The 21,082-nt window shown below is 65.7% G+C and carries 18 protein-coding genes and 1 tRNA gene; 10 read left to right on the top strand and 9 right to left on the bottom strand.

What is annotated here, in order from left to right; translation table 11 throughout:
• Window positions 1-15: 15 nt before the first annotated feature.
• The 3 genes from H6P80_RS02940 to H6P80_RS02930 all read right to left on the bottom strand — a co-directional run bounded on the left by H6P80_RS02940 (window position 16) and on the right by H6P80_RS02930 (window position 3,701).
• Window positions 16-1,032, bottom strand: a complete 1,017-nt coding sequence (locus H6P80_RS02940; protein ID WP_185799843.1) for a polyprenyl synthetase family protein — start codon at window positions 1,030-1,032, stop codon at window positions 16-18.
• A 91-nt stretch (window positions 1,033-1,123) separates the two neighbouring features.
• Entirely contained in the window at window positions 1,124-2,458 is a 1,335-nt protein-coding gene (locus H6P80_RS02935; RefSeq protein WP_185799842.1) for a cytochrome P450, read from the bottom strand.
• Between the two features lie 85 nt (window positions 2,459-2,543).
• Window positions 2,544-3,701, bottom strand: a complete 1,158-nt coding sequence (locus tag H6P80_RS02930; protein WP_185799841.1) for an NAD-dependent epimerase/dehydratase family protein — start codon at window positions 3,699-3,701, stop codon at window positions 2,544-2,546.
• A gap of 206 nt (window positions 3,702-3,907) precedes the next feature.
• Here H6P80_RS02930 and H6P80_RS02925 point away from each other — a divergent pair, with 206 nt between their 5' ends.
• Together H6P80_RS02925 and H6P80_RS02920 are read left to right on the top strand one after the other, a co-directional pair.
• On the top strand, window positions 3,908-4,030 hold the full coding sequence (locus tag H6P80_RS02925; RefSeq protein ID WP_185799840.1) for an entericidin A/B family lipoprotein: 123 nt from the start codon (window positions 3,908-3,910) through the stop codon (window positions 4,028-4,030).
• 83 nt (window positions 4,031-4,113) lie between these two features.
• On the top strand, window positions 4,114-5,469 hold the full coding sequence (locus H6P80_RS02920; RefSeq protein ID WP_185799839.1) for an amidohydrolase: 1,356 nt from the start codon (window positions 4,114-4,116) through the stop codon (window positions 5,467-5,469).
• Between the two features lie 67 nt (window positions 5,470-5,536).
• On the opposite strand, the gene H6P80_RS02915 is transcribed toward H6P80_RS02920, so the two are convergent.
• The 4 genes from H6P80_RS02915 to H6P80_RS02900 form a co-directional block, all read right to left on the bottom strand.
• Window positions 5,537-7,885, bottom strand: a complete 2,349-nt coding sequence (locus H6P80_RS02915; RefSeq protein WP_185799838.1) for a TonB-dependent receptor — start codon at window positions 7,883-7,885, stop codon at window positions 5,537-5,539.
• 57 nt (window positions 7,886-7,942) lie between these two features.
• Window positions 7,943-8,875 (bottom strand): alpha/beta fold hydrolase, encoded by a 933-nt coding sequence (locus tag H6P80_RS02910; RefSeq protein ID WP_185799837.1) that lies wholly within the window; start codon window positions 8,873-8,875, stop codon window positions 7,943-7,945.
• Window positions 8,876-8,999: 124 nt separating this feature from the next.
• Window positions 9,000-10,052, bottom strand: a complete 1,053-nt coding sequence (locus H6P80_RS02905) for an AraC family transcriptional regulator (RefSeq protein WP_185799836.1) — start codon at window positions 10,050-10,052, stop codon at window positions 9,000-9,002.
• Between the two features lie 73 nt (window positions 10,053-10,125).
• Window positions 10,126-10,201 (bottom strand) — tRNA-Ala (locus tag H6P80_RS02900).
• Between the two features lie 180 nt (window positions 10,202-10,381).
• On the opposite strand from H6P80_RS02900, the gene H6P80_RS02895 reads away from it, so the two are divergent.
• Complete coding sequence (locus H6P80_RS02895; RefSeq protein ID WP_185799835.1) at window positions 10,382-11,371, top strand: NADP-dependent oxidoreductase; 990 nt, start codon at window positions 10,382-10,384, stop codon at window positions 11,369-11,371.
• A gap of 128 nt (window positions 11,372-11,499) precedes the next feature.
• Window positions 11,500-13,434 (top strand): hypothetical protein, encoded by a 1,935-nt coding sequence (locus H6P80_RS02890; RefSeq protein WP_185799834.1) that lies wholly within the window; start codon window positions 11,500-11,502, stop codon window positions 13,432-13,434.
• Here the strand turns inward: H6P80_RS02890 and ypfJ are convergent.
• Window positions 13,431-14,345, bottom strand: a complete 915-nt coding sequence (gene ypfJ / locus H6P80_RS02885) for a KPN_02809 family neutral zinc metallopeptidase (protein WP_185799833.1) — start codon at window positions 14,343-14,345, stop codon at window positions 13,431-13,433. The genes H6P80_RS02890 and ypfJ overlap by 4 nt on opposite strands.
• Window positions 14,346-14,475: 130 nt before the next feature.
• Here ypfJ and H6P80_RS02880 point away from each other — a divergent pair, with 130 nt between their 5' ends.
• Window positions 14,476-15,612 (top strand): DUF3734 domain-containing protein, encoded by a 1,137-nt coding sequence (locus H6P80_RS02880; RefSeq protein WP_185799832.1) that lies wholly within the window; start codon window positions 14,476-14,478, stop codon window positions 15,610-15,612.
• 37 nt (window positions 15,613-15,649) lie between these two features.
• Window positions 15,650-16,450, top strand: coding sequence for a 3-hydroxybutyrate dehydrogenase (locus H6P80_RS02875; protein ID WP_185799831.1), 801 nt, complete (start codon window positions 15,650-15,652; stop codon window positions 16,448-16,450).
• Window positions 16,451-16,466: 16 nt separating this feature from the next.
• Here H6P80_RS02875 and H6P80_RS02870 read toward each other — a convergent pair whose 3' ends face one another.
• A complete protein-coding gene (locus tag H6P80_RS02870; RefSeq protein ID WP_185799830.1) occupies window positions 16,467-18,056 on the bottom strand; it encodes a tetratricopeptide repeat protein in 1,590 nt (529 codons plus the stop codon).
• Between the two features lie 88 nt (window positions 18,057-18,144).
• Between H6P80_RS02870 and H6P80_RS02865 the strand changes: the two genes are divergently transcribed.
• The 4 genes from H6P80_RS02865 to H6P80_RS02850 all read left to right on the top strand — a co-directional run bounded on the left by H6P80_RS02865 (window position 18,145) and on the right by H6P80_RS02850 (window position 21,014).
• Window positions 18,145-18,777: a DUF4893 domain-containing protein gene (locus H6P80_RS02865; protein WP_221892863.1), complete on the top strand. Its 633-nt coding sequence runs from the start codon at window positions 18,145-18,147 to the stop codon at window positions 18,775-18,777.
• A gap of 81 nt (window positions 18,778-18,858) precedes the next feature.
• Window positions 18,859-19,008 carry a hypothetical protein gene (locus H6P80_RS02860; protein WP_185799828.1) on the top strand — a complete coding sequence of 50 codons (150 nt, stop codon included), beginning with the start codon at window positions 18,859-18,861 and terminating at the stop codon, window positions 19,006-19,008.
• Window positions 19,009-19,069: 61 nt separating this feature from the next.
• Window positions 19,070-20,401: an amidohydrolase gene (locus H6P80_RS02855; protein WP_185799827.1), complete on the top strand. Its 1,332-nt coding sequence runs from the start codon at window positions 19,070-19,072 to the stop codon at window positions 20,399-20,401.
• 187 nt (window positions 20,402-20,588) lie between these two features.
• Complete coding sequence (locus H6P80_RS02850; protein ID WP_185799826.1) at window positions 20,589-21,014, top strand: rubrerythrin family protein; 426 nt, start codon at window positions 20,589-20,591, stop codon at window positions 21,012-21,014.
• Window positions 21,015-21,082: the final 68 nt, after the last annotated feature.

Below are 21,082 nucleotides of genomic sequence, written 5' to 3'. Positions count from 1 at the left end.
CGCGGCAGGGACGCGCTAGTAGGCGCGCGCGACCGCGAATTCGACGGCTTCGACGAGCGCCGCCTTGGCCTGCCCGGCCGGGAACGGACCCAGCGCATCGATGGCGCGCTGGCCGTAATGGCGGGCGCGGGCCATGGTGTCGGCGATCGCGTTATGATGGATGAGCAGATCCTTGGCCCGGGCGAGATCCTCGTCGGCAACCCGCCGGCCCTCAATCGCATCGCGCCAGAACTGCTTTTCCTCGTCGGTGCCGCGCGCATGGGCGAGGATCACCGGGAGCGTTACCTTGCCGTCGCGGAAATCGTCGCCGACATCCTTGCCCATCGTCTCCCCGTCGGAGACATAGTCGATCGCGTCGTCGACGAGCTGGAAGGCGATGCCGAGATTCCGGCCGTAACTGTCCAGCGCTTCCTCGACCTCCTCGTCGCGCTCGGCGACGACAGCGGCGATGCGGCAGGCGGCCGCGAATAGCGCAGCGGTCTTCGCGCCGATGATATCGAGATAACGGTCCTCGCCGGTATCGATCCGGCGCTGGGCGGTAAGCTGGTTGACCTCGCCCTCAGCGATCACGGCGGACGCGTTGGAGAGGATTTTCAGAACCTTGAGTGATCCATCCTCGACCATCAGCTCGAAGGAGCGCGAGAAGAGGAAATCGCCGACCAGCACGCTGGCCGGATTGCCCCAGATGATATTGGCGGTCTTCTTGCCGCGCCGCTGGTCCGAGACGTCGACGACATCGTCATGCAGCAGCGTCGCGGTGTGGATGAACTCGACACAGGCCGCGAGCTTGCAATGCCGGTCGCCCGGATAATCTAGCAGCTTGGCGCAGGCCAGGGTCAGCATCGGCCGCATCCGCTTGCCGCCGCCCGCGATCAGATGCCCGGCAAGCTCGGGGATCAGCGGCACATCCGACTGCATCCGGCCGAGAATGACGGCGTTGACCTTGTTCATGTCGGCGGCGACCAGCGCGATCACGGGATCGAGCGAGGGTTCGGATTTGCCAGGGCGCAGGGGGGTGACAGTGGCGGTCATAACAGCGCAGGCTCTGGGGGGAATCGGGGCGAAAGGCAAGGGTTTGGGTGCGGGCTGGTACGGCGCCCGGGCGGATGGAAGAGCCGGGCAATCACCCTTTAAACGTCACCGGCATTTCGGTGATCGCGTGGACGAAATTGTTGGGCGCGCAGACCATCTCGCCGTCCATATGCATATCGGGGAAGCGGGCGAGTAGCTGGCGATAGGCGCTTTCGATCTGCATCAGCGCGATCTGCCGGCCCAGACACACATGCTTGCCGAAACCGAAGGCGAGATTGTTGGCCGCGTTCGACCGTTCGATATCGAAACGGTGCGGGTCCTCGAACATGGCGGGGTCGCGATTGGCGGCGCCATAATACATGACCAGCTTTTCGTCCTTGGCGATTTTCTGGCCGCCGACCTCCGTGTCCTGGGTCGCCGTGCGCTTCATATGGATGACCGGGGAGATCAGCCGCACCGCCTCCTGGATGGCATTGGGCAGCAGCTCCATATTGTCGAGCAGCTTGGCCTTCTGGTCGGGGTTTTCGGTGAGAAGCTTCATCATGCCGCTGATCGAATTGCGCGTCGTATCGTTGCCGGCGATGAAGATCAGCTCCCACGCGCCCTTCAGATACATGTCGGGCATCGGATCGCCCTCGACCACGGCGTTGGCGATCGCGCTCATCAGGTCTTCGCGCGGATTTTTCCGCCGGTCCTCGATCGCCGCCATGCCATATTCGAAGAATTCCTTGATCCGCTCTTCCCAGCCTTCATAGGCCTGAAACATCTCGGGCGTCGGTTCCAGATAGCCTTCGCGGATCGCGCCGAAATAGGTCGCCATTTCGAGGTCGGTCATCCACTGGACGAGCCGGGGCCGGTCGGCCTGGTCCACGCCGAGCAGCTCGGCCAGGGTGAAGAGCGGCAATTGCGAGGAAAATTCGTCGACGAGGTTGCAGTGCGGCGCCTTGGTGGCGAGATGGTCGATCAGCCGCGCGACCTCCGCGTCCACCTTCTCCTTCAGCTGCTTGATATAGCCGGGCGTGAAGAAGGGCATGTGCTGGCGGCGCAGCTCGACATGCGGTTCGCCGTCGAGCGCGATCATATTGTCGAGTGCGGCGGTGGAGAGCAAAGGGTGCATGTTCGCCGGATCGCCATAGGAGATATTCACCCCGCCCTTCTGGCTGGAAAATATCTCCGGCTTTTTGGAAATTTCCTTGATATCGGCATAGCGGGCGAAGGCCCAATATCCGGGCTCCTCCTCCTGCCGCTCGTCCTGCCAGTAGATCGGCGCTTCTTCGAGCAGCCGCTTATAACCCTCGATCGGCTGACCCTTGGAAAAACCCTGGAAATCGACGAGATCGACGATGTCGGTCGCCGGATAGAGGGGCGGGTTGCGCGGGCCTTTCCAGCCGGCACGCCGGTATTTCTCATGGGCGAGTTCGAGCATCGGGCATCCTCCATCTTTTCAATGGAGAATAGCAGGGCCTGACGTTGACGTTAAGGGGAATGCGGCGGCCCGATACGGGGCCGGATCAGCGCCATTTGGAAACGCAGGGAATCTTCGTCTTGTCGCAGCGTTCGGCATATTTTGCGGCGATATCGCGCACCTCGTCCATCACCCCTTCGCCGAGATGGACCGGATCGAGGCCGAGCCCCAGGAACCGGTCATTGGCGACATGGAGCTCGTTCTCGTCGGCCTCGTTGCGCGGATTTTCGAGATAGGCGATCTCGGCGCCGGTCTGCTCGGCGATCATCTGCGCAAGATCGCGCACCCGGTGGGTCTCGGTCATCTGGTTGAGGATGTTGACGCGTTCGCCCTGCTGCGGCGGATTTCCGAGCGCCAGTTCGATACAGCGGCATGTGTCCTGGATATGGATGAAGGCGCGCGTCTGGCCGCCGGTGCCGTGCACGGTCATTGGATAATCGACCGCCGCCTGCATGATGAAGCGGTTGAGCACGGTGCCATAGTCGCCGTCATAATCGAACCGGTTGATCAGCCGCTCGTCCAGCTTCGTCTCGTCGGTCTGGGTGCCCCAGACGATGCCCTGGTGGAGATCGGTGATCCGGACGCCGTCATTCTTGTTGTAGAAGAAGAAGAAGAGCTGATCCTGCGTCTTCGTCATATGATAGATCGAGCCGGGATTGGCCGGATAGAGAATTTCCTGTTCGGTTTCGCCCAGCGCGGTATCCACCTTCACGTTCAGATAGCCTTCGGGGATCTTCATCCCCGCCGTGCCATAGCCATAGACGCCCATCGTGCCGAGATGGACGAGATGGATGTCCTGGCCGGATTCGACGATCGCGGCGAGCACGTCGTTGGTGGCGTTGAGGTTGTTGTTGACGGTGTAGCGCTTGTGCCAGCTCGATTTCATCGAATAGGGCGCGGCACGCTGTTCGGCGAAATGGATGATCGCGTCGGGCTTTTCCTCCTCGATCAGGGTCAGCAGGCGGTGATAATTCTCGCCGACCGTGAAATCGTGAAAGCCGATCTCTTTTCCCGTCAGCTCTTTCCACACCGCCAGCCGCTCGCCGATCGGGCGGATCGGCGTCAGGCTCTCCACCTCCAGCTCGACATCGATCTTCCGCCGCGAAAGATTGTCGACGATGATCACGTCATGGCCGCGCTGCGAAAGATAGAGGGCGTTGGGCCAGCCGCAGAAACCGTCGCCGCCCAAAATGATGATCTTCATGGAAAAGTCTTCACACCGTAACGGGAAATTGTCCGTGCGAGGCGTTTAGCGGACGCTCCGGCAAAGGCAAAGCCTCAGCGCGCGCCTGTTCGCCGCGCCGGAGCGGGGACTGGCCGCAAAGGCCGGCAGCAAAGGAACTTTTTCGCTCCCTCGCTCGCTGATCCCCTAGCAGGCGCGCCGTGACGGCGCGCCAGATGGAGGTTCGCATGAAGATCATGACCCTGTTCGCATTGTGCGCCGGCTTGACGCTGGCCGCCTGCAACACCGTTGCGGGCGTCGGCGAGGACGTCCAGTCCGCCGGCGAGACCGTGGAAGACGCGGCCGAGTAACGCCGCGGCGATCACCGGCAATCCCGCTTCCCTTGCCTGCCGCCGCGCATTAGCGTGGGCGCAACAGGAATAGGGGATTGTCGATGATCAAGAAACTGATGCTGCTCGCGGCGACGGCGCTGGCTGCGCCTGCCATGGCGCAGGACGCCGATAACGGGGCCGATCTCGGCGCCGCCGTCGAGGCGGACTATGCCGAAAATCTCGAGGCGCTGTTCCTCGATTTTCACCGCAATCCCGAACTCAGCTACAGGGAAACGCGCACCGCCGGCATCATCGCGAGCCAGCTGCGCGCGCTCGGCATCGAAGTCACCGAAGGAGTCGGCGGGACCGGCGTCGTCGGCGTGCTCGAAAATGGCGAAGGGCCGACCATACTCGTCCGCGCCGATATGGACGGGCTGCCGCTCGCGGAGGATTCCGGCCTCGCCTATGCCTCGACCGCGCGCCAGACCGGCATCGACGGAGTGGAGGCGCCGGTCATGCATGCCTGCGGGCATGACGTGCATATCACATCGCTGATCGGATCGGCGCGGCAGCTGGTTCGGCTGCGCGACCGGTGGAACGGCACGATCGTGTTCATCGCCCAGCCCGCCGAGGAGCGGATCGGCGGCGCGCGCGCGATGATGGAAGACGGGCTCTACGAACGCTTTCCGAGGCCCGATTATGCGCTCGCCTTCCATGTCTCCGCCGATACGCCGACCGGGCGGATCGAGTTGCAGCCCGGCCTTGTCGCCTCCTCCTCGGACAGCGTCGACATCGTGATCCACGGCGTCGGGGCGCATGGCGCCTATCCGCATATGGGCAAGGACCCGATCGTCATGGGCGCGGAGATCATCATGGCGCTGCAGACCCTGGTAAGCCGCGAGATATCCCCGCTCTCGCCGGGCGTGGTGACGGTCGGCGCCTTTCACGGCGGCATCAAGCACAACATCATTTCGGACCGCGCGGAGATGCAGCTTACGGTTCGCTCGAACGACCAGACGGTGCGCGAGACCCTGCTCGCCGGCATTCGCCGCATCGCCGAGAATGTGGGCCGGATGAACGGGCTGCCCGAGGACCAGCTGCCCGAGGTAACGGTGTCGAACGAAGCCACCCCGCCGACGATCAACGACGCGGCGCTCGCCGCGCGTGTGCACAGCGCGATGGCCGCGGCGCTGGGTGACGAAACGATCCTTCCGCCGGCGCCCCAGACCGGCATGGGCGCGGAGGACTTTGCCTATTTCGTCCAGCCCGATACCGGCGTGCGCGGCGTCTATTTCAGCGTCGGCGGCACCCCGCAGGAGGTGATCGACGCGGCCGAGAATGGCGGCCCGCCAGTGCCTTCGCACCACAGCCCCTTCTTCCGCATCACGCCCGAACCGGCGGTGACGCTCGGCACCGAGGCGATGGTGATCGCGGTGCTGGACCTGCTCGCGCCGGGGACGGAAACTCCCGCCGACTGAGGAACGCGAAAAGGCCGGCCGCCATCGCTGGCGACCGGCCCCGTTCGTTCCAGAGATTTCGGGTTTGCTAGAAACGCATGCGCGCGCTCACGAACGTCCGGAACGGATCGCCGTAGAACGCCGTCAACGTACCTTCGAGGCCGAGGGTCGGCACGTACCCGCCCGCGCCGTTGGGCGCGACGAAGTTGTAGCCCGAAACGATATAGCGATGATCGGTGATGTTCTTGGCATGGACGCCGAGCTGCCAGTGATCGTCGTCCGAGGTCCAGACCAGGCTCGCATCCCAGAGCGCATAGGCGGACTGATCGAGATCGCTCGGAACCTCGAACTGGTTGGTTTCGCTCCGATAGCTCAGGGTGGTGAGGAAATTGAGCTCGCCGCCGAAAGCCGGGATGCCGTAATCGAGTGTGCCCGACAGCGTCCATTCCGGCGTGTTCTGGAACACCCGCTGGTCGGCGACATCGTTACCGAAAGCATCGATGAACTCGTCATATTCGGCGTTGATATAGCCGGCCGCCCAGTTGAAGCCGAGCCGGTCGCCCGATGCCGCGAGATCGCGGCCGACCCGCGCCCGGCCCTCGAACTCGACGCCCCAGATGGTGGCCGCGCCGGCGTTGGACGTAATGCCGATAAAGGTGTCGTTGACCCCGTCATTATCGGTATCCGCGCCGACCGATCCCGGGATCTGGATGTCGGTATAGTCGGCATAGAAGCCGGCGAGCGACACCGTGACCGCGCCATTGGCCAGCGAACCGTGATAGCCGAGTTCGAAACTGTCGACGATTTCCGGGTCAAACGACATGAACTCGTAGATGTCCGCGGCATCGATATCGCCGTCGCCATCGAGATCCGGGGCCTGGCTGGTCTGGCCGCGCGGATCGAAACCGCCGCCCTTGAAGCCGCGGCTGTACGACAGATAGATATTGTGATCCGGGGTCGGCTGGAAGGAGATCGAGGCGCGCGGCGTGAATTCCTTGAAGGTCGCCGAACCGTCGAAATCCGAGGTCGTCGCGAAGACGATGCCGTCGCCGCCGAATTCGGGCGACGGGCCGAAGATCATCGAGGTCCGCAGCACCCGCGACCGGCGCTCGTCATGGGTGTAGCGGCCGCCGACCGACAGGCTCCACTGATCGGTGATGTCCCAGGTGAAATCGCCGAAGATCGACCATGTCTCGGTATCGACATCGCCCAAAGTCTTGGCGGTAAGACCCGGGAGCGGGCCGTTGGGCGGCGGGATCACCGCCCCGGTCGTCGCCAGGATCACGTCGAAATTGGTGAAGGCGCTGGCGTCGAGATAGTAGAAGCCGATCAGCCCGGCGAGATTATCGTCTTCATAGACGATCTGGAATTCCTCGGAAAACTGGTCGTTGGCGTAGATCGCCGGCACATCGAGATCGGCCGCCGGGAGGCTGTCGAAATCGATCGGCGTCGAACTCTGGTCGTCGCGATAGGCGAGGATGTTGCGCAGGCGGACCGTGTCCGACACCTGCAACTCGATCGTGCCCGAAACACCCCAGGCCTCGACCCGCTGTTCGGGATTTTGCAGGCCCGCACGCGTATCATAGACATTGTCGAGCACCGGCGCGCCCGAGACGAGCCCGGGAATCAGGCGATGGCCCTGGCGCGGGTTCGAGCGGTCGTCGGTATAGTCGCCGGTGACGCGCACGAAGATGTCGCTGTTTGGCGCATATTCCAGCGTGCCGCGCGCGGCGAACACGTCCTTGTCGTAATTCTCGATGCCGAGATTGATATTCTCGCCGAAACCGTTGCGGGTCAGCAGGGCCGCCGAACCGCCGATATAGAAGCCGCTGTCGCCGATCGGCAGCGCGACCGATCCGATGCCGTCGAACTGGCCATAGGTGCCGGCGTTGAACCGCGCCTCGCCGGTCGGGCTATCGGCCAGCCGCCGGGTGACGAATTTCACCGCGCCGCCGATGGTGTTGCGGCCGTAAAGCGTGCCCTGCGGCCCGCGCAGCACCTCGACGCGTTCGACGTCGAAGATATCGAGCACTGCGGCCTGGGGCCGGTTGTAATAGACATCGTCGACATAGAGGCCGACGCCATTTTCGAACCCGGCGACCGGATCCTGCTGGCCGACGCCGCGGATGAAGGTGGTGAGCGTCGTGTTGGTGCCACGCGAAACCTCGAAGGTGACGTTGGGCACGCTTTCGGCGATCTCGGTGATGTCGAGCGCGCCCGACTGGGACAGCGACTCGCCCGAAATCGCGGTGACCGAGAGCGGCACGTCTATCAGCGATTCGTCGCGGCGGCGGGCGCTGACGATGATCGGCGCATTTTCCCCGGCGGTTTGCGCGCCCGTCTGGGCCTGGGCGGCGCCCGGCAGGGCAAGGGCGAGCGGCGCCAGCGCGATGCCGGCGAGATAGCGGACGGCGCGGCTGTGGCTGCTATGGTTCATGATAGGCTCCCTGTTGGCAGTATCGTTTTTGGTTTCGTTGAATGTCATGACGGATCGCTATGGCTGGCGGTTGTCGAGAAAGGCGCGGGCGGCGGCGGCGGTTTCAGCCGGGATTTCTTCCTGCGGCGCATGGCCGACCCCCGGCCAGGTGATGACCCGCGCATCGGGGATCGCGGCGGCGATCCGGGCGGCATGATCGAGCGGGATGACGGCGTCGGCCTCGCCCCACAGGATCAGCGTCGGCGCGGCGACGCGGCCCAGCGCCTGCGTCGGTTCGGGCAGCACGAATTCTTCGAGATGGCCGATAAAGGCCTCACCGTTTCCGGGCCGCGTCATCATCGCGCGCATCTGCTGCGCGCGGCCCGGGGCAAGCCGCGAGGGATCGGCGAAGATCTGGGCCAGGGACATGTCGAACGCGGCTTGCGGCACGCTCCTCAGATAGGCGCGCATCGCATCGGGCACCGGCACCGGCTCGTCGGTGACGCCGTAGATCGAATAGGCACCGCTATCGACGAGGATCAGCCGGTCGACGCGCCCCGGATATTCGGCGGCGAAGCGCCAGGCGATGAGGCCGCCGAAACTGTTGCCCCCGAAGCTCGCCCGCTCGATGCCGAGCGCGTTCAGCAATTCGCGCAGCACTTGGACGCGCTCTTCCGGAGCATAGCGATGGAGCGGGTCCGGCCCGGTCATTCCATGGCCGAGCAGGTCGTAGCGGACGATGCGGTAGCGATCGTCGAGGCGCTCGGCCCAGCCGTCCCAGCTTTCCAGGCTCATCGTGAATCCGTGGAGCAGGACGAGCACCGGCGCGCCTTCCGGCCCTTGCTCGCGCACGCGGATGCGCGCGCCGTCGATATCGACATAGTGTTCGGAAGCGGAAAAGGCCGCGGGAACCTCAGGCGCAGGCGCATCGGCCGACTGTGGCGTCGGCGCGCAGGCGGGAAGCGCGATCGCGCCGGCTATCGCCAGAAAAGGAAGGATCGCTTTCGACATTCTCTCAACCCTGTTGGCCCGGCTATCGCTGCCAGGCTCGTCCTCTTCCTAGCCGCCGCCAAGCGCGCGGGTCGATGACGGGTTCGATCAATTTCTATGGGACAATTTCGCTCATCGCCATCGATCAGGGGCGGGCGGCATCACTCCGGCTGCGGTGCGGCGGACGGCCCGTCCAGCCGCGAAAGGCGCGCGCGAAACTGCGCCCGTCGCTGAATCCCAGATCCTCGGCGATCGCCGCGACGCTGTCCCCGCGCGCGAGCCGCAACTCGGCTTCCCGCTGAAGGGTTTCGGCGCGGACGTCGCGAAAATTCCTCCCGCGTTCGCCGAGCCGGCGCCGCAGCGAAGCGACGCTCAGGCCGAGATGCCGGGCGATGTCGCGCTGGTCGTGCAGGCCATCGCGCAGCGCCTGCGCGGTGCGGGCGACGATATCGCCTTCGGCGAGCGGCGCGCCGATCCGATCGAGGGTGCGCGCGATCCCGCCATAGATGGTGCGGGACCCGAGCACCGGGCAGGCGGCGGGATCGACCGGCCGGTCCGCCGCCGCGCCGTCATAATGGAGCGCGAAATGCTTCGCGCCATGGATCACCGGCACGCCCCAGGCCGCCAGCGGGCTTTCGCCGCCCGCTGCCCGCCGGGTCCGCACGGCCTTAAGCGGCAGCAGCTTGCCGCCCGTACTGCTCGATTGCAGCAGGACATGGACATAGACGAGCAGCGCCTCGAGCGAGAAAAGGATGAAGGGATCGTCCTTGGGCAGCGCATAGGGAAAGTCGGCGTCGTCCATCGCGAAGACGAGCTCGTCGCGCGCCGTAGCGACCCGGTTATAGGCGCCGCCATGGATGACATTGTAGCTGGCGGCGAGAATATCGAGCATGCCACGCGCGGTCTGCGCGCCGCGCAGCCGGTCCCGGATGAAATCCGAGGTGCCGAGCATCAGCGGCCGCACCGAGACATGGATCGTCTCGTCGCCGATGGCGAGCGCGATCTGTTCGGACAGGCGGAAATAGCCGGCCAGGCTGGCGGCCTCTCCGCTTCCCCGGTCGAGCAGGGTCGGCGGAAGCTGCGCGGCGGCCAGCACCGCGCCCGGTTGCAGCCCCGCTTCCTCGATGATCGCCCGCAACGGCAGGAGCGTCGCCGCGGCGACGGTCACGCTGCCAAGGCTCTGGGCGGGCTCGGTCATGCGGGGCTGTATAGGACGCAGGCGGCGTCTTGTCTTGCCGGTGCCGCCATCGCACGCTGCCGGAAGAATTCGATGGTGGAGCTAGGGGGATTCGAACCCCCGACCTCTGCAGTGCGATTGCAGCGCTCTCCCAACTGAGCTACAGCCCCGCACCATCGTTCGCTCCGCCCCGACGGGCGAAGGCGCCCCCTTTAGCGGCGCATATCCCTAGGCGCAATGGCCGAGTGCGGGCCCGTTTCGGGGGGCGCGCTTTCCGCGCATTGCTGATATCACCGGTTGCAGAACAAAACCCGATTCGCCGAACGGATCGCACCGACGAGGAGAAAGACATGGCCCGCGCCTGGCACCTGAAATCGCGCCCCGAAGCAATGCCGACCCCGGACAATTTCGAACTCAAGGATTTCGAGCAGACCCCGCTCGGCGACGGCATGGTCCGCGTCCGCAACGACTGGCTTTCGGTCGATCCCTATATGCGCGGGCGGATGCGCGACGTGAAAAGCTATGTCCCGCCCTTCGCGATCGGCGAACCGATGCAGGGCGGCGCGGTCGGCGAAATCGTGGAGAGCAAAGCCGAGGGTTTCGAAGAGGGCCAGCTCGTCCAGCATATGCTGGGCTGGCGCGACGAGGCCGTGCTGCCCGCCGCCGAGGCGATCAAGCTGCCGCCGCTCGAAATTCCGCCGCAGCTGGCGCTGGGCATGCTCGGCATGCCGGGGATGACCGCCTATTTCGGATTGCTCGATATCGGCCAGGCCAAAGCGGGCGACACCGTGTTCGTGTCCGCTGCGGCCGGCGCGGTCGGTTCCACCGTCGTGCAGATCGCCAAGGCCAAGGGCATGACCGTGGTCGGCTCCGCCGGCGGCGCGGAAAAATGCGCCTGGGTGACGTCGCTCGGCGCCGATGCCGTTGTCGACTATAAGGCCGAAAGCGATCTCGCTGCGGCGCTGATGAAGGCTGCGCCCCAAGGCATCGACGTCTATTTCGACAATGTCGGGGGCGACCATCTCGACGCGGCCTTCGCGGCAGCCAATCCCGGCGCGCATTTCACCGAATGCGGGATGATCGGCGGCTATAATTCCACCGACCCCATGTGCTTCAAATATATCATGAACCTGATCGGCAAGGGCATCACGATGCGCGGCTTCATCGTCACCCAGTTCATGGCCCGGATGGACGAATTCCAGGCCGATATGGGCGCGATGTTCATGGCCGGAAAGCTGAAGAGCGAAGAGACGGTATTCGAGGGTCTCGACAGCCAGGTCGACGCGTTCCTCGGCCTGTTTTCCGGTGCCAATATGGGCAAGATGCTGGTGAAGCTTTAGGGATAGCCAGACCGTCGAACGCGGCTCGGGCGCCGCAGGCGCCGGCCGGAAAACAGGTTCATCGCGGTCCAATCCTTGCTTGATCGGCAATTGCCGGCTGGGGCATTGTCCGCGCCGGGAGACAGGCGATGGAAAAGGTCGGCCTGCTGTTTGTCCATGGCATAGGACAACAAGAGCGTTTCGAGCATCTGCGCACCTCGGTTCGGGAATATGCCGAGCTGATCAAGGACGCGGGCGCCTATGAAGTCGCCGTCACCGATCGCACGGCGGGATGGAAACGCGCGCCCGGCGATACCGAATATGGCGAGAACGCGCTGGCGCCGATGACCGTGTCGGTGATCGCCCGGACCAAGGAGCGGGCCGGCGGCGAGCCCTTCCATATCGAGATCGAATGCCATGAAGTCTGGTGGGCCGATCTGGGCGGCCGCGAGACGCTGTCCGAGAAGATCGCCTTCTGGTGGTGGGGGCTCGGCCAATGGTCGGCGCCGATTTTTCGCGAGCTCGACCCCACCGGCACCAGCCATGTCGAGACCGGGGACCTGCGCCGGGGCGAAATCGACGAGGACGCCAAGGCGAAGCCCGGCAAGGGGCCGCTGACAGCGATGCCGCGCTCCTCGGCCGGCAATTTTCTCGTAGAGGTCGGCGTGCGGGCACGACTCTCGCTGGCCGGGCTGTGCGCGCTGTTCACGCTCTTCTCCTGGGCGCTGCTCAAACGGCTGCTCGGCTTTCTTGCCGATGCACCGTCGACGACCCTGATCTTCCAATATATCGGCGATGTCCGCACCTATGAGCGGCGCGCCGCGCCCAACAACAGCCTGGCGAGCGATCCCGGCCAGCCGCTCCGCGTGCCGATCCGCCGCCGGATGGTCGCCGAAATGGTGGGCATGGCGACGCGCGGCTATGCGCGCTGGTATATCTCCGCGCACAGCCTCGGCACGGTACTCGCCTATAACGGGATCACCGAGATCGGCCATGCGCTGCCCAACTATCTGAGCCAGGCGCAGTGGAACGCGTTGCCCGCGCCCTTCAAGTCAGGCGAGGGCGTCGGGCGCCGGGACGAAAGCGATCTTCACCTGATGATGCCCGCCCGCCCGGCCTGGCTCGGGCCGGACGAGGTCGTCAACCGCCGGCGCCTGTTCAAGGGGCTGCACGGGCTGCTGACCTATGGTTCGCCGCTCGACAAGTTCGCGGCGATCTGGCCGCGCATCGTTGCTTCGGCAACCGACTGTATCGACGGCAAGCCGCCCTTCCGCGGATATTGCCGCTGGATCAACCTCAACAGCGCCAACGATCCGGTCAGCGGCAAGATCGATTCGTTCAGCGATCCGGTGCTGGAACGCGTGCTGCCGGCGCTCGAAAATTACGGCACCACGCACGATGCCCTGCCCGGCCTTTCGCATATCCGCTATTTCCGATCGCGCGAGCGTTCGGCCGATACGCGGCGCATTCGCCAGCGGCGCGAGATCATGCACTGGCTGATCGACGGCCCGGACGCGATCATCGGCGACGACCGGCCGCGCGCCGCCAATGCCCGGGCCGCCGCGCAGTTCGTCCTGATCATCGTCGCCCTGAGCCTGCTCACCGGGGCGGTCGCGGTGTTCGCCGGCGGCGCGATGGCCTGGTTCGGGATCGTCGAGGCGGCGGCCTTTTCGAGCCTTTCGGAGTTTTGGGAGCGGTTCGGGCAGGTCTGGCCGCCGGCCACCGGCATCGCCTTTGCCCTGCTTGCGCTCGCCGGCGTCAGCCGTTGGCTGCGCGAAGCGAGGCTCAACGCGATATTGGCGCGGGCGGACGGCAAGGGGCCCGTGACCCGCGCCTTTCTGCGCAGCCAGGCGATTGCCGCCGCGCTTTGCTTCCTGGGCACGGCCGCGGCGATCCTGCTGGGGGTGGCGATCGATTTTTGCGCGTTCGATCCGGCGCCGATCGGCCTTGCCTGCCTTGCCGCGATCGCCGGCTATGCGACGCTCGCCGCGAGCGCCGCCGCCATCGCCGCGAGCTTCCTGCTGCAGGCCGCGATCAATCGCCTCTACACGCGCCCCGCCGCCAGGCCGAAACCGGGCCGCTAGAGCCGGTTCGTCCTGAAGGTATCGCACTGCGCCGGATCGCCGCTTTCGATGCCGCGCCGCAGCCAGCGCTGGCGCTGCGCCGATGTGCCATGGGTAAAGCTTTCGGGCACCGTATAGCCCTGCGCGGCCTGTTGGAGCGTATCGTCGCCGATCGCCTGGGCGGCGCGCATGCCTTCCTCGAAATCGCCGGGCTCCATCGCGTCGCGTTCGCGATTGGCCCAGACGCCGGCATAGCAATCGGCCTGCAATTCCATCCGCACCTGCAGCGCATTGCCCTCCTCGCGGCTCGCGCGCTGCTGCTGCTGGCGGACGCGGCTCGAGATGCCGGTGATCGTCTGGATATGATGGCCGACTTCATGCGCGACGACATAGGCCTGGGCGAAATCGCCGCCGGCGCCGAGATCGGTGCGCATCTGGTTGAAAAAGGCGGTGTCGAGATAGATTTTCTGGTCGGCCGGGCAATAGAAAGGCCCCATCGCCGAATCCGCCGCGCCGCAGCCGGAGCTGCCGCGATTATCGTAGAAGACCAGGGTCGCCGGCTGGTAGCGCTCGCCGCGTTCGGCGAAGATTTCGCCCCAGCGATCCTCGGTCGAAGCGAGCACCTGCGCGACGAACCGGTCGGTTTCGTCCTGGATCGCCTGTTCGCCGCGGGTCACTTCGCCGCCGCCCGCCGGGCCGCCGCTGCCGTCCGTCAGCCCGAGCCCGCCAACGCCGCCGCCCATATAGGACATGACGAGGAAGATGATCACGATGAACGCGATCGAACCGCAACCGAGCTGGCCGCGCCCGCTGGAGGGCAAGGGCAGGCCGCCACCGCCGCCCATCCCGCCGGGCAGGCGAAAGCCGCCGCCGCGGCCACCGCCGGTCTGCCGTTCGATATTGCTGCTGGTCCGTCGTCCGCCGAGGCGCATGGCGATTCTCTCCCTGATGCCAGCAAGATAATGCGCCGGGGCCCTGCAGGTTGCAATTGGCGCGCACAAGATTGCACGAAACCATGGTTGGCCGGAATGAACCCGATGCGCTATGGTGCGTTGCACAATCATGGCCGACGCAGATCCCCCTTTCCGCGCGCAGGCGCCCCTGCCCCTGCCGCCGCAAACCGCGCTGGTGTTGCAGGGCGGCGGCGCGCTCGGATCTTTCCAGGCCGGGGTGTTCGAGGCGCTGGCCGACAGCAGGATCGAACCCAACTGGCTGGCGGGCATTTCGATCGGCGCGATCAACGCCGCGATCATCGCCGGCAATCCCGTCGGCAGCCGCGCGCGCATGCTCCGCAATTTCTGGGAAAAGCTCACCGGCGCGCTGCCCAGCTTCCCGGTCTGGCCCGACGACCTGATCCGCGAGGCCGTGCATGAATGGTCGGCGGGTTTCGTGGCGCTGAACGGCGTGCCCGGCTTTTTCGCGCCGCGCCCCGTGCCGCCCGCCTTCGCGCCGCCGGGCAGCCCCGAAGCGCTGAGCTTCTACGATTCCTCGCCGCTGGAAAGCACGCTCGACGATCATGTCGACTGGGACCTGCTCAACAACGGCCATATCCGCCTCTCGGTCGGCGCGGTGAATGTCGAAAGCGGCAATTTCCGCTATTTCGATACCGCCAAGGAGCGGATCGACGCGCGCCACATCATGGCTTCGGGCGCGCTGCCGCCGGGCCTGCCGCCGGTCGAGATCGACGGCTGCCTGTGGTGGGACGGCGGTCTGGTCTCCAACACCCCGCTTCAATATGTGCTGGAGGAGCAGGAGGAGGACATGCTGGTCTTCCAGGTAGACCTCTTTTCCGCCGCCGATGCGCGGCCGAGCACGATCGCCGATGTCTGGGCGCGCGAGAAGGAAATCCGCTATTCGAGCCGCACCCGCCAGGTGACGACGAGCTTCCTCGAACGCCGCGCGCAGGACGAGGCGATCCGCACGGTGCTGGCCAAGCTCCCCGCCGCGATGCGCGAGGATCCCGACGTCGCGGCGCTCGCCGCGCTGGCGCAGGAAAAGGCGGTCAACATCGTCCATCTCATCTATCGCAGCAACGCCTGGGAGGGCGGTTCGCGCGACTATGAATTTTCGCGCCGGACGATGGACGAACATTGGCAGGCCGGCGGCAAGGCGGTCGCCGAAACCATCCGCCATGGCGAGGTGCTTGCCCGCAACATCGTCGACGGCAAGACCGCCGCCTTCGACCTTACCCCCCGATAGCGCCCTCACCCCGCACCGAGAGAAAGCGAATTCCCCCATGACCTCCGTTTCCCAATCTCTTGCAGGCAAGACCGCGATCGTCACCGGCTCCACGTCCGGCATCGGCCTCGCCTATGCCAAGGCGCTCGCCGCCGAGGGTGCCAGCGTCATGATCAACGGCTTCGGCAAGCCCGACGAGATCGAGGCCGAGCGCAGGGCGCTGGCCGAGGCCTCGGGCGCGAAAGCCGCCTATTCGGACGCCGACATGACCAAGCCCGACGAGATCGCGGCGATGGTCGCGCGCTGCACCGAGGAAATGGGATCGCCCGATATCGCCATCGCCAATGCCGGCATCCAGCATGTCGCAAAGATCGAGGATTTCCCGATCGAGAAATGGGACGCGATCATCGCCATCAATCTCAGCTCCGCCTGGCACCTGATGCGCGCCGTCGTGCCCGGCATGAAGGAGAAGGGCTGGGGCCGGATCATCTGCACAGCGTCCGCCCATTCGCTCGTCGCGAGCCCGGGCAAAAGCGCCTATGTCGCCGCCAAGCACGGCATCGCGGGCCTAGTGAAGACGGTTGCGCTGGAAACCGCCGAACAGGGCGTAACGGTGAACGCGATCAGCCCCGGCTATGTCTGGACGCCGCTTGTCGAGAACCAGATCCCCGACACGATGAAGGCGCGCGGGCTGACCCGCGAACAGGTGATGAACGACGTGCTGCTCGCCGCCCAGCCGACCAAGCAGTTCGTCCAGCCCGAAGAAGTGGCGGGCCTCGCCGTCTATCTGTGCGGCGACGCGGCGGCCGGGATCACCGGCGCGAACCTGTCGATGGATGGCGGCTGGACCGCGCAATAGCGGGTGAAAGCGCCGCCTAGCCGCCGAATTCGGCGAGCGCGAAGCTGCGGATGCCACCGGCGGCGGCGATCGCCCGGCGCAGATCGGGGCGCGCGAACGCCGCGTCCCGCCGCTCCTGGAGCAGCGCGTCATAGGCGCCGATCGGCCGCCACAGCCGCAACTCCTGAAAGGTCATCAAGAGGGTGACCGGATCGTCTCCCGCCAGCATTTCGATGGCGAAGGCGGCCGCAGCATCGGGATCGTCGAGGCACAGGAGCGTATCGAACACGACCGGCGCGTTGATCGCAGGATCCTCCGTCAGCCGCGCCCGCCACTGGGCCGCTTCGTCCGCATCGCCCTGCAAATGCGCGGCGCAGGCGGCCGCGCCCCAGATGAACGCGCGGCCATAGGGCGAAGCGATGCCTTCATCGAGCGCATCGAGCGAGCGCGCCCGGGCCAGCGCCTCGCCGTAGCGGCCTTCCTGGAAATAGAGGTCGAGCGCGTTGATCCCCTGGTTGATGAGCGCCGGATGTTCCTCGATGCCGAGCTCCAGCAGCCGGTCCATCCGCGCTTCCGCCGCTTCGTTACGCCCGAGAGACATTTCCGCCTCGGCGAGATAATCGACCACGAAAAAGCCGTCGGCGTTGAGCAGGAAATGCTCGCTGTCGCCCGCGGCCATCGCCGCCTGTGCCGCATCGACGAGCGGTGTGAAACGGTCCGCGATTTCCTGGTGCCGCCCGAGCGCGCGCAAGGCGATCATATAGTCCAGCAGGTAGCGGGCCTCGCCGCTCCGCGCGTCCCACATCGATTCGAGCGCGGCGCGCAGCCGCTCGGCGCTCTCGCCGAGATCCGTGCCGTGCCGCGCCTCGATCTCGGCATGATATGCGGCATAAGCCGGATTGATCAGCAGTTCCGCGATATAGTCCGGCGCCCGCATCCGGTTCAGCACGTCGCGCGCGCCCGCTTCGTCGCCGGCCGTTACCCGGCGCACAAAGGCGAAGGAATAGATCCAGTCGCGATCGCCGGGCGGCCGGTCCGTGCCCCAATTGGAGGTCAGCAGCAGTTCCGCGACCCGCCCGTTGGTCTCGGCGGAATAGCCGAGAAAATAGCGCAGGCCTTCGAGATCGTCGATCGTATAGTGATTGACGATCATCGTTTCGGGATCGCCGCCCGCCGCGACATCGGTCTCGAGGATTTCGAGAAGCTTCGGCCAATCTTCCTGATCGAGCGCGAGATCGTGCCGAAAATCGAGATAGCCGGCATCGCGCGCCTGGCTGGGCTCGATCAGCGCGAATTCGCGGTCGGCTTCCTCGATTCGGTCGAGCACCCACATCGCCCATCCGCGCAGCGCGTGATAGGCCGCGACGACTTCCGGATCGTCCACCGCGAGCGCCGGCGCCATCTGTCCGTCGATAAGCGCAAGAAGCTCGGTGGCGGCCGCCTGGGCGGCGGCGACGTCCTCGCTTTCGCTCGCTTCGAGCACGGCGTCGGTGATCCGCGAAAGCTCGCCGGACAGGTCGTCGGTCCCGGTCTGCGGCAAGGCTTCGACGGCAGGCGCCGACAAGGCGCTTTCGGCGGGAACCGCGGTCGGCACCAGCACAAGAAGCGGAAGGATCAGCGGCAACATTCCCCTTCCTATCGCGGCGCGTTCGCCAAGGCTATCCCAACTCCATCGCGTCGGTTAAAGTGATGCCATGGTGGGGAAAACGGCACTGTTGACGGCCCTGGTGGCGGCGCTCGCCCTGCCGGGCTGCGCCTATACCGAAGGCGTGACCGGAACCCCGGCCGGCGCCAATCCCGAACAGGAACTGCCGACCTATTGGCGGGCGATCGCGACCGAACATGACCGGTGGCGCATCGCCCATGGGCGGCGATCCTTTACCGAAGGCATTGCCGATGCGTCGGCGAGCGGCCACGCGGCCGACGTCGCGGCCGAAGGCGCGCTGCTGCAACCGGATGCCGCGCTCGCCGATCCGCGCCCGCCGGTCGGCGAATATCGCTGCCGCTTCATCAAGCTGGGATCGCAGGCGACCCTGTCGCTCAACTATGTCGCCTATCCCTGGTTTCGCTGCCGGGCCGATGCGGATGTCGATGTGCTGCGCTTCCGGAAGCTCGACGGCTCACAGCGGCCGATCGGCACGCTCTATCCCGACAGCCGGCTGCGGATGATATTCCTCGGCGTGCTGCAACTCGGCGACGAGACCCGCGCCCATGTCTATGGCCGCGACGACGGCCGCGACATGGCCGGGATATTCGAACGCATCGGCGAGGATCGCTGGCGGATCATATTTCCCTATCCGCGCTTCGAATCGCTGGTCGATGTGATGGAGATACAGCCGGTAGAATAGCCGCGAACGCCGGGTCGCGAACGCGGGAACGGGCGAGAAGATGGCGGTTCCGGGAGTCGAGGGCCCGCTCGATGCGGCGGAATGCGACGGTCCGCCCGGCCCGTAAAGCAGCTGTCCATCATCGACGGCAGCGTCGCCGAAACCGAACCGGGCAAGACCGGCAAGCTGCGCCGCCGGACCAGGCTCCAGTTCGAAATGGACCGGATCGACCGGGAGCAGCCCCCCGCTTGACGGCAGCGGCGAAAAGCCCTTCCATTGGGGAAAGCTGGAAAACCCCATGGGAGATGCCCCGATGCGCCGCCTGATCTACGCCCTGCCTTTGCTCTTCGCCCTGCCCACGCCGGCCCATGCCGACGAACTGAGCGACGCGGTCGCCGCCGAGATGCCCGAGTTGATGGAGCTTTACCGCTATCTTCACGAGCATCCCGAACTGTCCTTCCAGGAGGTCGAGACCGCGGCGCGGCTCGCCGCCGAAGCCCGCGCGCTCGGTTTCGACGTCACCACCGAAGTCGGCGGGACCGGCGTCGTCGCGGTGCTGGAGAACGGCCCGGGCCCGGTGTTGCTGATGCGCGCCGATATGGACGGGCTGCCGGTAGAGGAGGCGACCGGGCTGCCCTTCGCCTCGCAGGTGACCGCGACCACCGACGAAGGCATCGAATCGCACGTCATGCACGCCTGCGGCCACGATACGCATATGACCGCCTGGGTCGGCACGATCCGGCAGCTCGCCGCACGGCGCGGTGAATGGTCGGGCACCCTGGTCGCCATCCTCCAGCCCGCCGAGGAACGCGGCGCCGGCGCGCGGATGATGCTCGAAGACGGGCTCTATGAGCGTTTTCCGAAACCCGATTACGCGATCGCCTTCCATGACAGCGCCTCGGCCCCGGCGGGCACGATCGGCGTCGTCAACGGCTGGGCGATGGCCAATGTCGACAGCGTCGATGTGACCGTTCACGGCGTCGGCGGGCACGGCGCCTATCCGCACACCACGCGCGATCCTATCGTGCTGGGTGCGCGGATCGTCGGCGCGCTGCAGACCCTGGTCAGCCGCGAGGTCGATCCCCAACACGCCGCGGTCGTCACGGTCGGCGCGTTCAACGCGGGCACGAAGCACAATATCATTTCGGACGAGGCCCGGCTGCTGCTCACCGTGCGCAGCTATACCGACGAGGTGCGCGAGCAGCTGCTGTCCGGCATCGAGCGGATTTCGCGCGCCGAGGGCATGGTCGCGGGTCTGCCCGAAGACCAGTGGCCGACCGTTACCCGCCGCGACGAATATACGCCGGCGGTCTTCAACACGCCCGCGCTTACCACCCAGCTCGTCACCGCCTTTACCGCGCGGTTCGGCGAGGAGCGCGTGCTGGAGGGCGAACCGGTGATGGGCGGCGAAGATTTCAGCCGCTACTGGCGCGCCGACCGCGACAATATCCAGAGCGTCCTGTTCTGGGTCGGCGGCGTTCCGCAGGGCCGGTGGGACGCGGCGCAGCGCGGCGAAATCTCGCTGCCCTCGCTCCACAGCGCGCGCTGGGCGCCCGATGCCGAGGCGGTGATCTCAACCGCGACCGAGGCGCTGGTGACGGCGGCGCTCGAGATATTGGGTAACGAAATGACAGGCGAAGAGTGATTGCGCGCAATTATTGAGAATAATTCTCAATTAAATTCAAAAGATTAATCGCTTTCCTCGCTCACCCCGATCAGCAATTTCGGTTTCCCCGACTCGTCCGACATGCGTAGGAATATCGTCGAGTGCCCGGCCGTCCGCCGGGCGCGGCAGTTTCGATCACAGATCCGATCACGAAGGAGAGCAGGACATGGAACTCAAGGGCAGCCAGACCGAACAGAATCTGAAAGACGCCTTCGCCGGCGAAAGCCAGGCCAATCGCCGCTATCTCTATTTCGCCCAGAAGGCCGATGTCGAAGGGCATAACGATGTCGCCGCCGTCTTCCGCTCGACCGCAGAGGGCGAGACCGGCCATGCGCACGGCCATCTCGAATTTCTCGAAGAATGCGGCGATCCGGCCACCGGCGAACCGATCGGCAATACCGAGCTCAATCTCGGCGCCGCCATCGCCGGCGAGACGCATGAATATACCGACATGTATCCGGGCATGGTGAAGACCGCCCGCGAAGAAGGCTTCGACGAGATCGCCGACTGGTTCGAGACGCTCGCCAAGGCCGAGAAGAGCCATGCCGGCAAGTTCCAGCGCACGCTCGATACACTCAAAGCCGAAGCCTAAGGCAATCTGACGGACAAGGGGGATCGGCTGGCACGCCGGTCCCCTTTCCTTTATCCCGGGGCCTGACG

The organism is Parasphingopyxis marina, from assembly GCF_014237875.1.
Lineage (GTDB): Bacteria > Pseudomonadota > Alphaproteobacteria > Sphingomonadales > Sphingomonadaceae > Parasphingopyxis > Parasphingopyxis marina.
Note: the sequence above shows the minus strand (reverse complement) of the source record. Positions and strands in the feature narration are given on the sequence as shown.

What these genes read in the sequence shown, in the direction of transcription:
- H6P80_RS02940 (WP_185799843.1), bottom strand. Translation starts at nt 1,032, where the DNA reads ATGACCGCCACTGTCACCCCCCTGCGCCCTGGCAAATCCGAACCCTCG.
- H6P80_RS02935 (WP_185799842.1), bottom strand. Translation starts at nt 2,458, where the DNA reads ATGCTCGAACTCGCCCATGAGAAATACCGGCGTGCCGGCTGGAAAGGC.
- H6P80_RS02930 (WP_185799841.1), bottom strand. Translation starts at nt 3,701, where the DNA reads ATGAAGATCATCATTTTGGGCGGCGACGGTTTCTGCGGCTGGCCCAAC.
- H6P80_RS02925 (WP_185799840.1), top strand. Translation starts at nt 3,908, where the DNA reads ATGAAGATCATGACCCTGTTCGCATTGTGCGCCGGCTTGACGCTGGCC.
- H6P80_RS02920 (WP_185799839.1), top strand. Translation starts at nt 4,114, where the DNA reads ATGATCAAGAAACTGATGCTGCTCGCGGCGACGGCGCTGGCTGCGCCT.
- H6P80_RS02915 (WP_185799838.1), bottom strand. Translation starts at nt 7,885, where the DNA reads ATGAACCATAGCAGCCACAGCCGCGCCGTCCGCTATCTCGCCGGCATC.
- H6P80_RS02910 (WP_185799837.1), bottom strand. Translation starts at nt 8,875, where the DNA reads ATGTCGAAAGCGATCCTTCCTTTTCTGGCGATAGCCGGCGCGATCGCG.
- H6P80_RS02905 (WP_185799836.1), bottom strand. Translation starts at nt 10,052, where the DNA reads ATGACCGAGCCCGCCCAGAGCCTTGGCAGCGTGACCGTCGCCGCGGCG.
- H6P80_RS02895 (WP_185799835.1), top strand. Translation starts at nt 10,382, where the DNA reads ATGGCCCGCGCCTGGCACCTGAAATCGCGCCCCGAAGCAATGCCGACC.
- H6P80_RS02890 (WP_185799834.1), top strand. Translation starts at nt 11,500, where the DNA reads ATGGAAAAGGTCGGCCTGCTGTTTGTCCATGGCATAGGACAACAAGAG.
- ypfJ (WP_185799833.1), bottom strand. Translation starts at nt 14,345, where the DNA reads ATGCGCCTCGGCGGACGACGGACCAGCAGCAATATCGAACGGCAGACC.
- H6P80_RS02880 (WP_185799832.1), top strand. Translation starts at nt 14,476, where the DNA reads ATGGCCGACGCAGATCCCCCTTTCCGCGCGCAGGCGCCCCTGCCCCTG.
- H6P80_RS02875 (WP_185799831.1), top strand. Translation starts at nt 15,650, where the DNA reads ATGACCTCCGTTTCCCAATCTCTTGCAGGCAAGACCGCGATCGTCACC.
- H6P80_RS02870 (WP_185799830.1), bottom strand. Translation starts at nt 18,056, where the DNA reads ATGTTGCCGCTGATCCTTCCGCTTCTTGTGCTGGTGCCGACCGCGGTT.
- H6P80_RS02860 (WP_185799828.1), top strand. Translation starts at nt 18,859, where the DNA reads ATGCGACGGTCCGCCCGGCCCGTAAAGCAGCTGTCCATCATCGACGGC.
- H6P80_RS02855 (WP_185799827.1), top strand. Translation starts at nt 19,070, where the DNA reads ATGCGCCGCCTGATCTACGCCCTGCCTTTGCTCTTCGCCCTGCCCACG.
- H6P80_RS02850 (WP_185799826.1), top strand. Translation starts at nt 20,589, where the DNA reads ATGGAACTCAAGGGCAGCCAGACCGAACAGAATCTGAAAGACGCCTTC.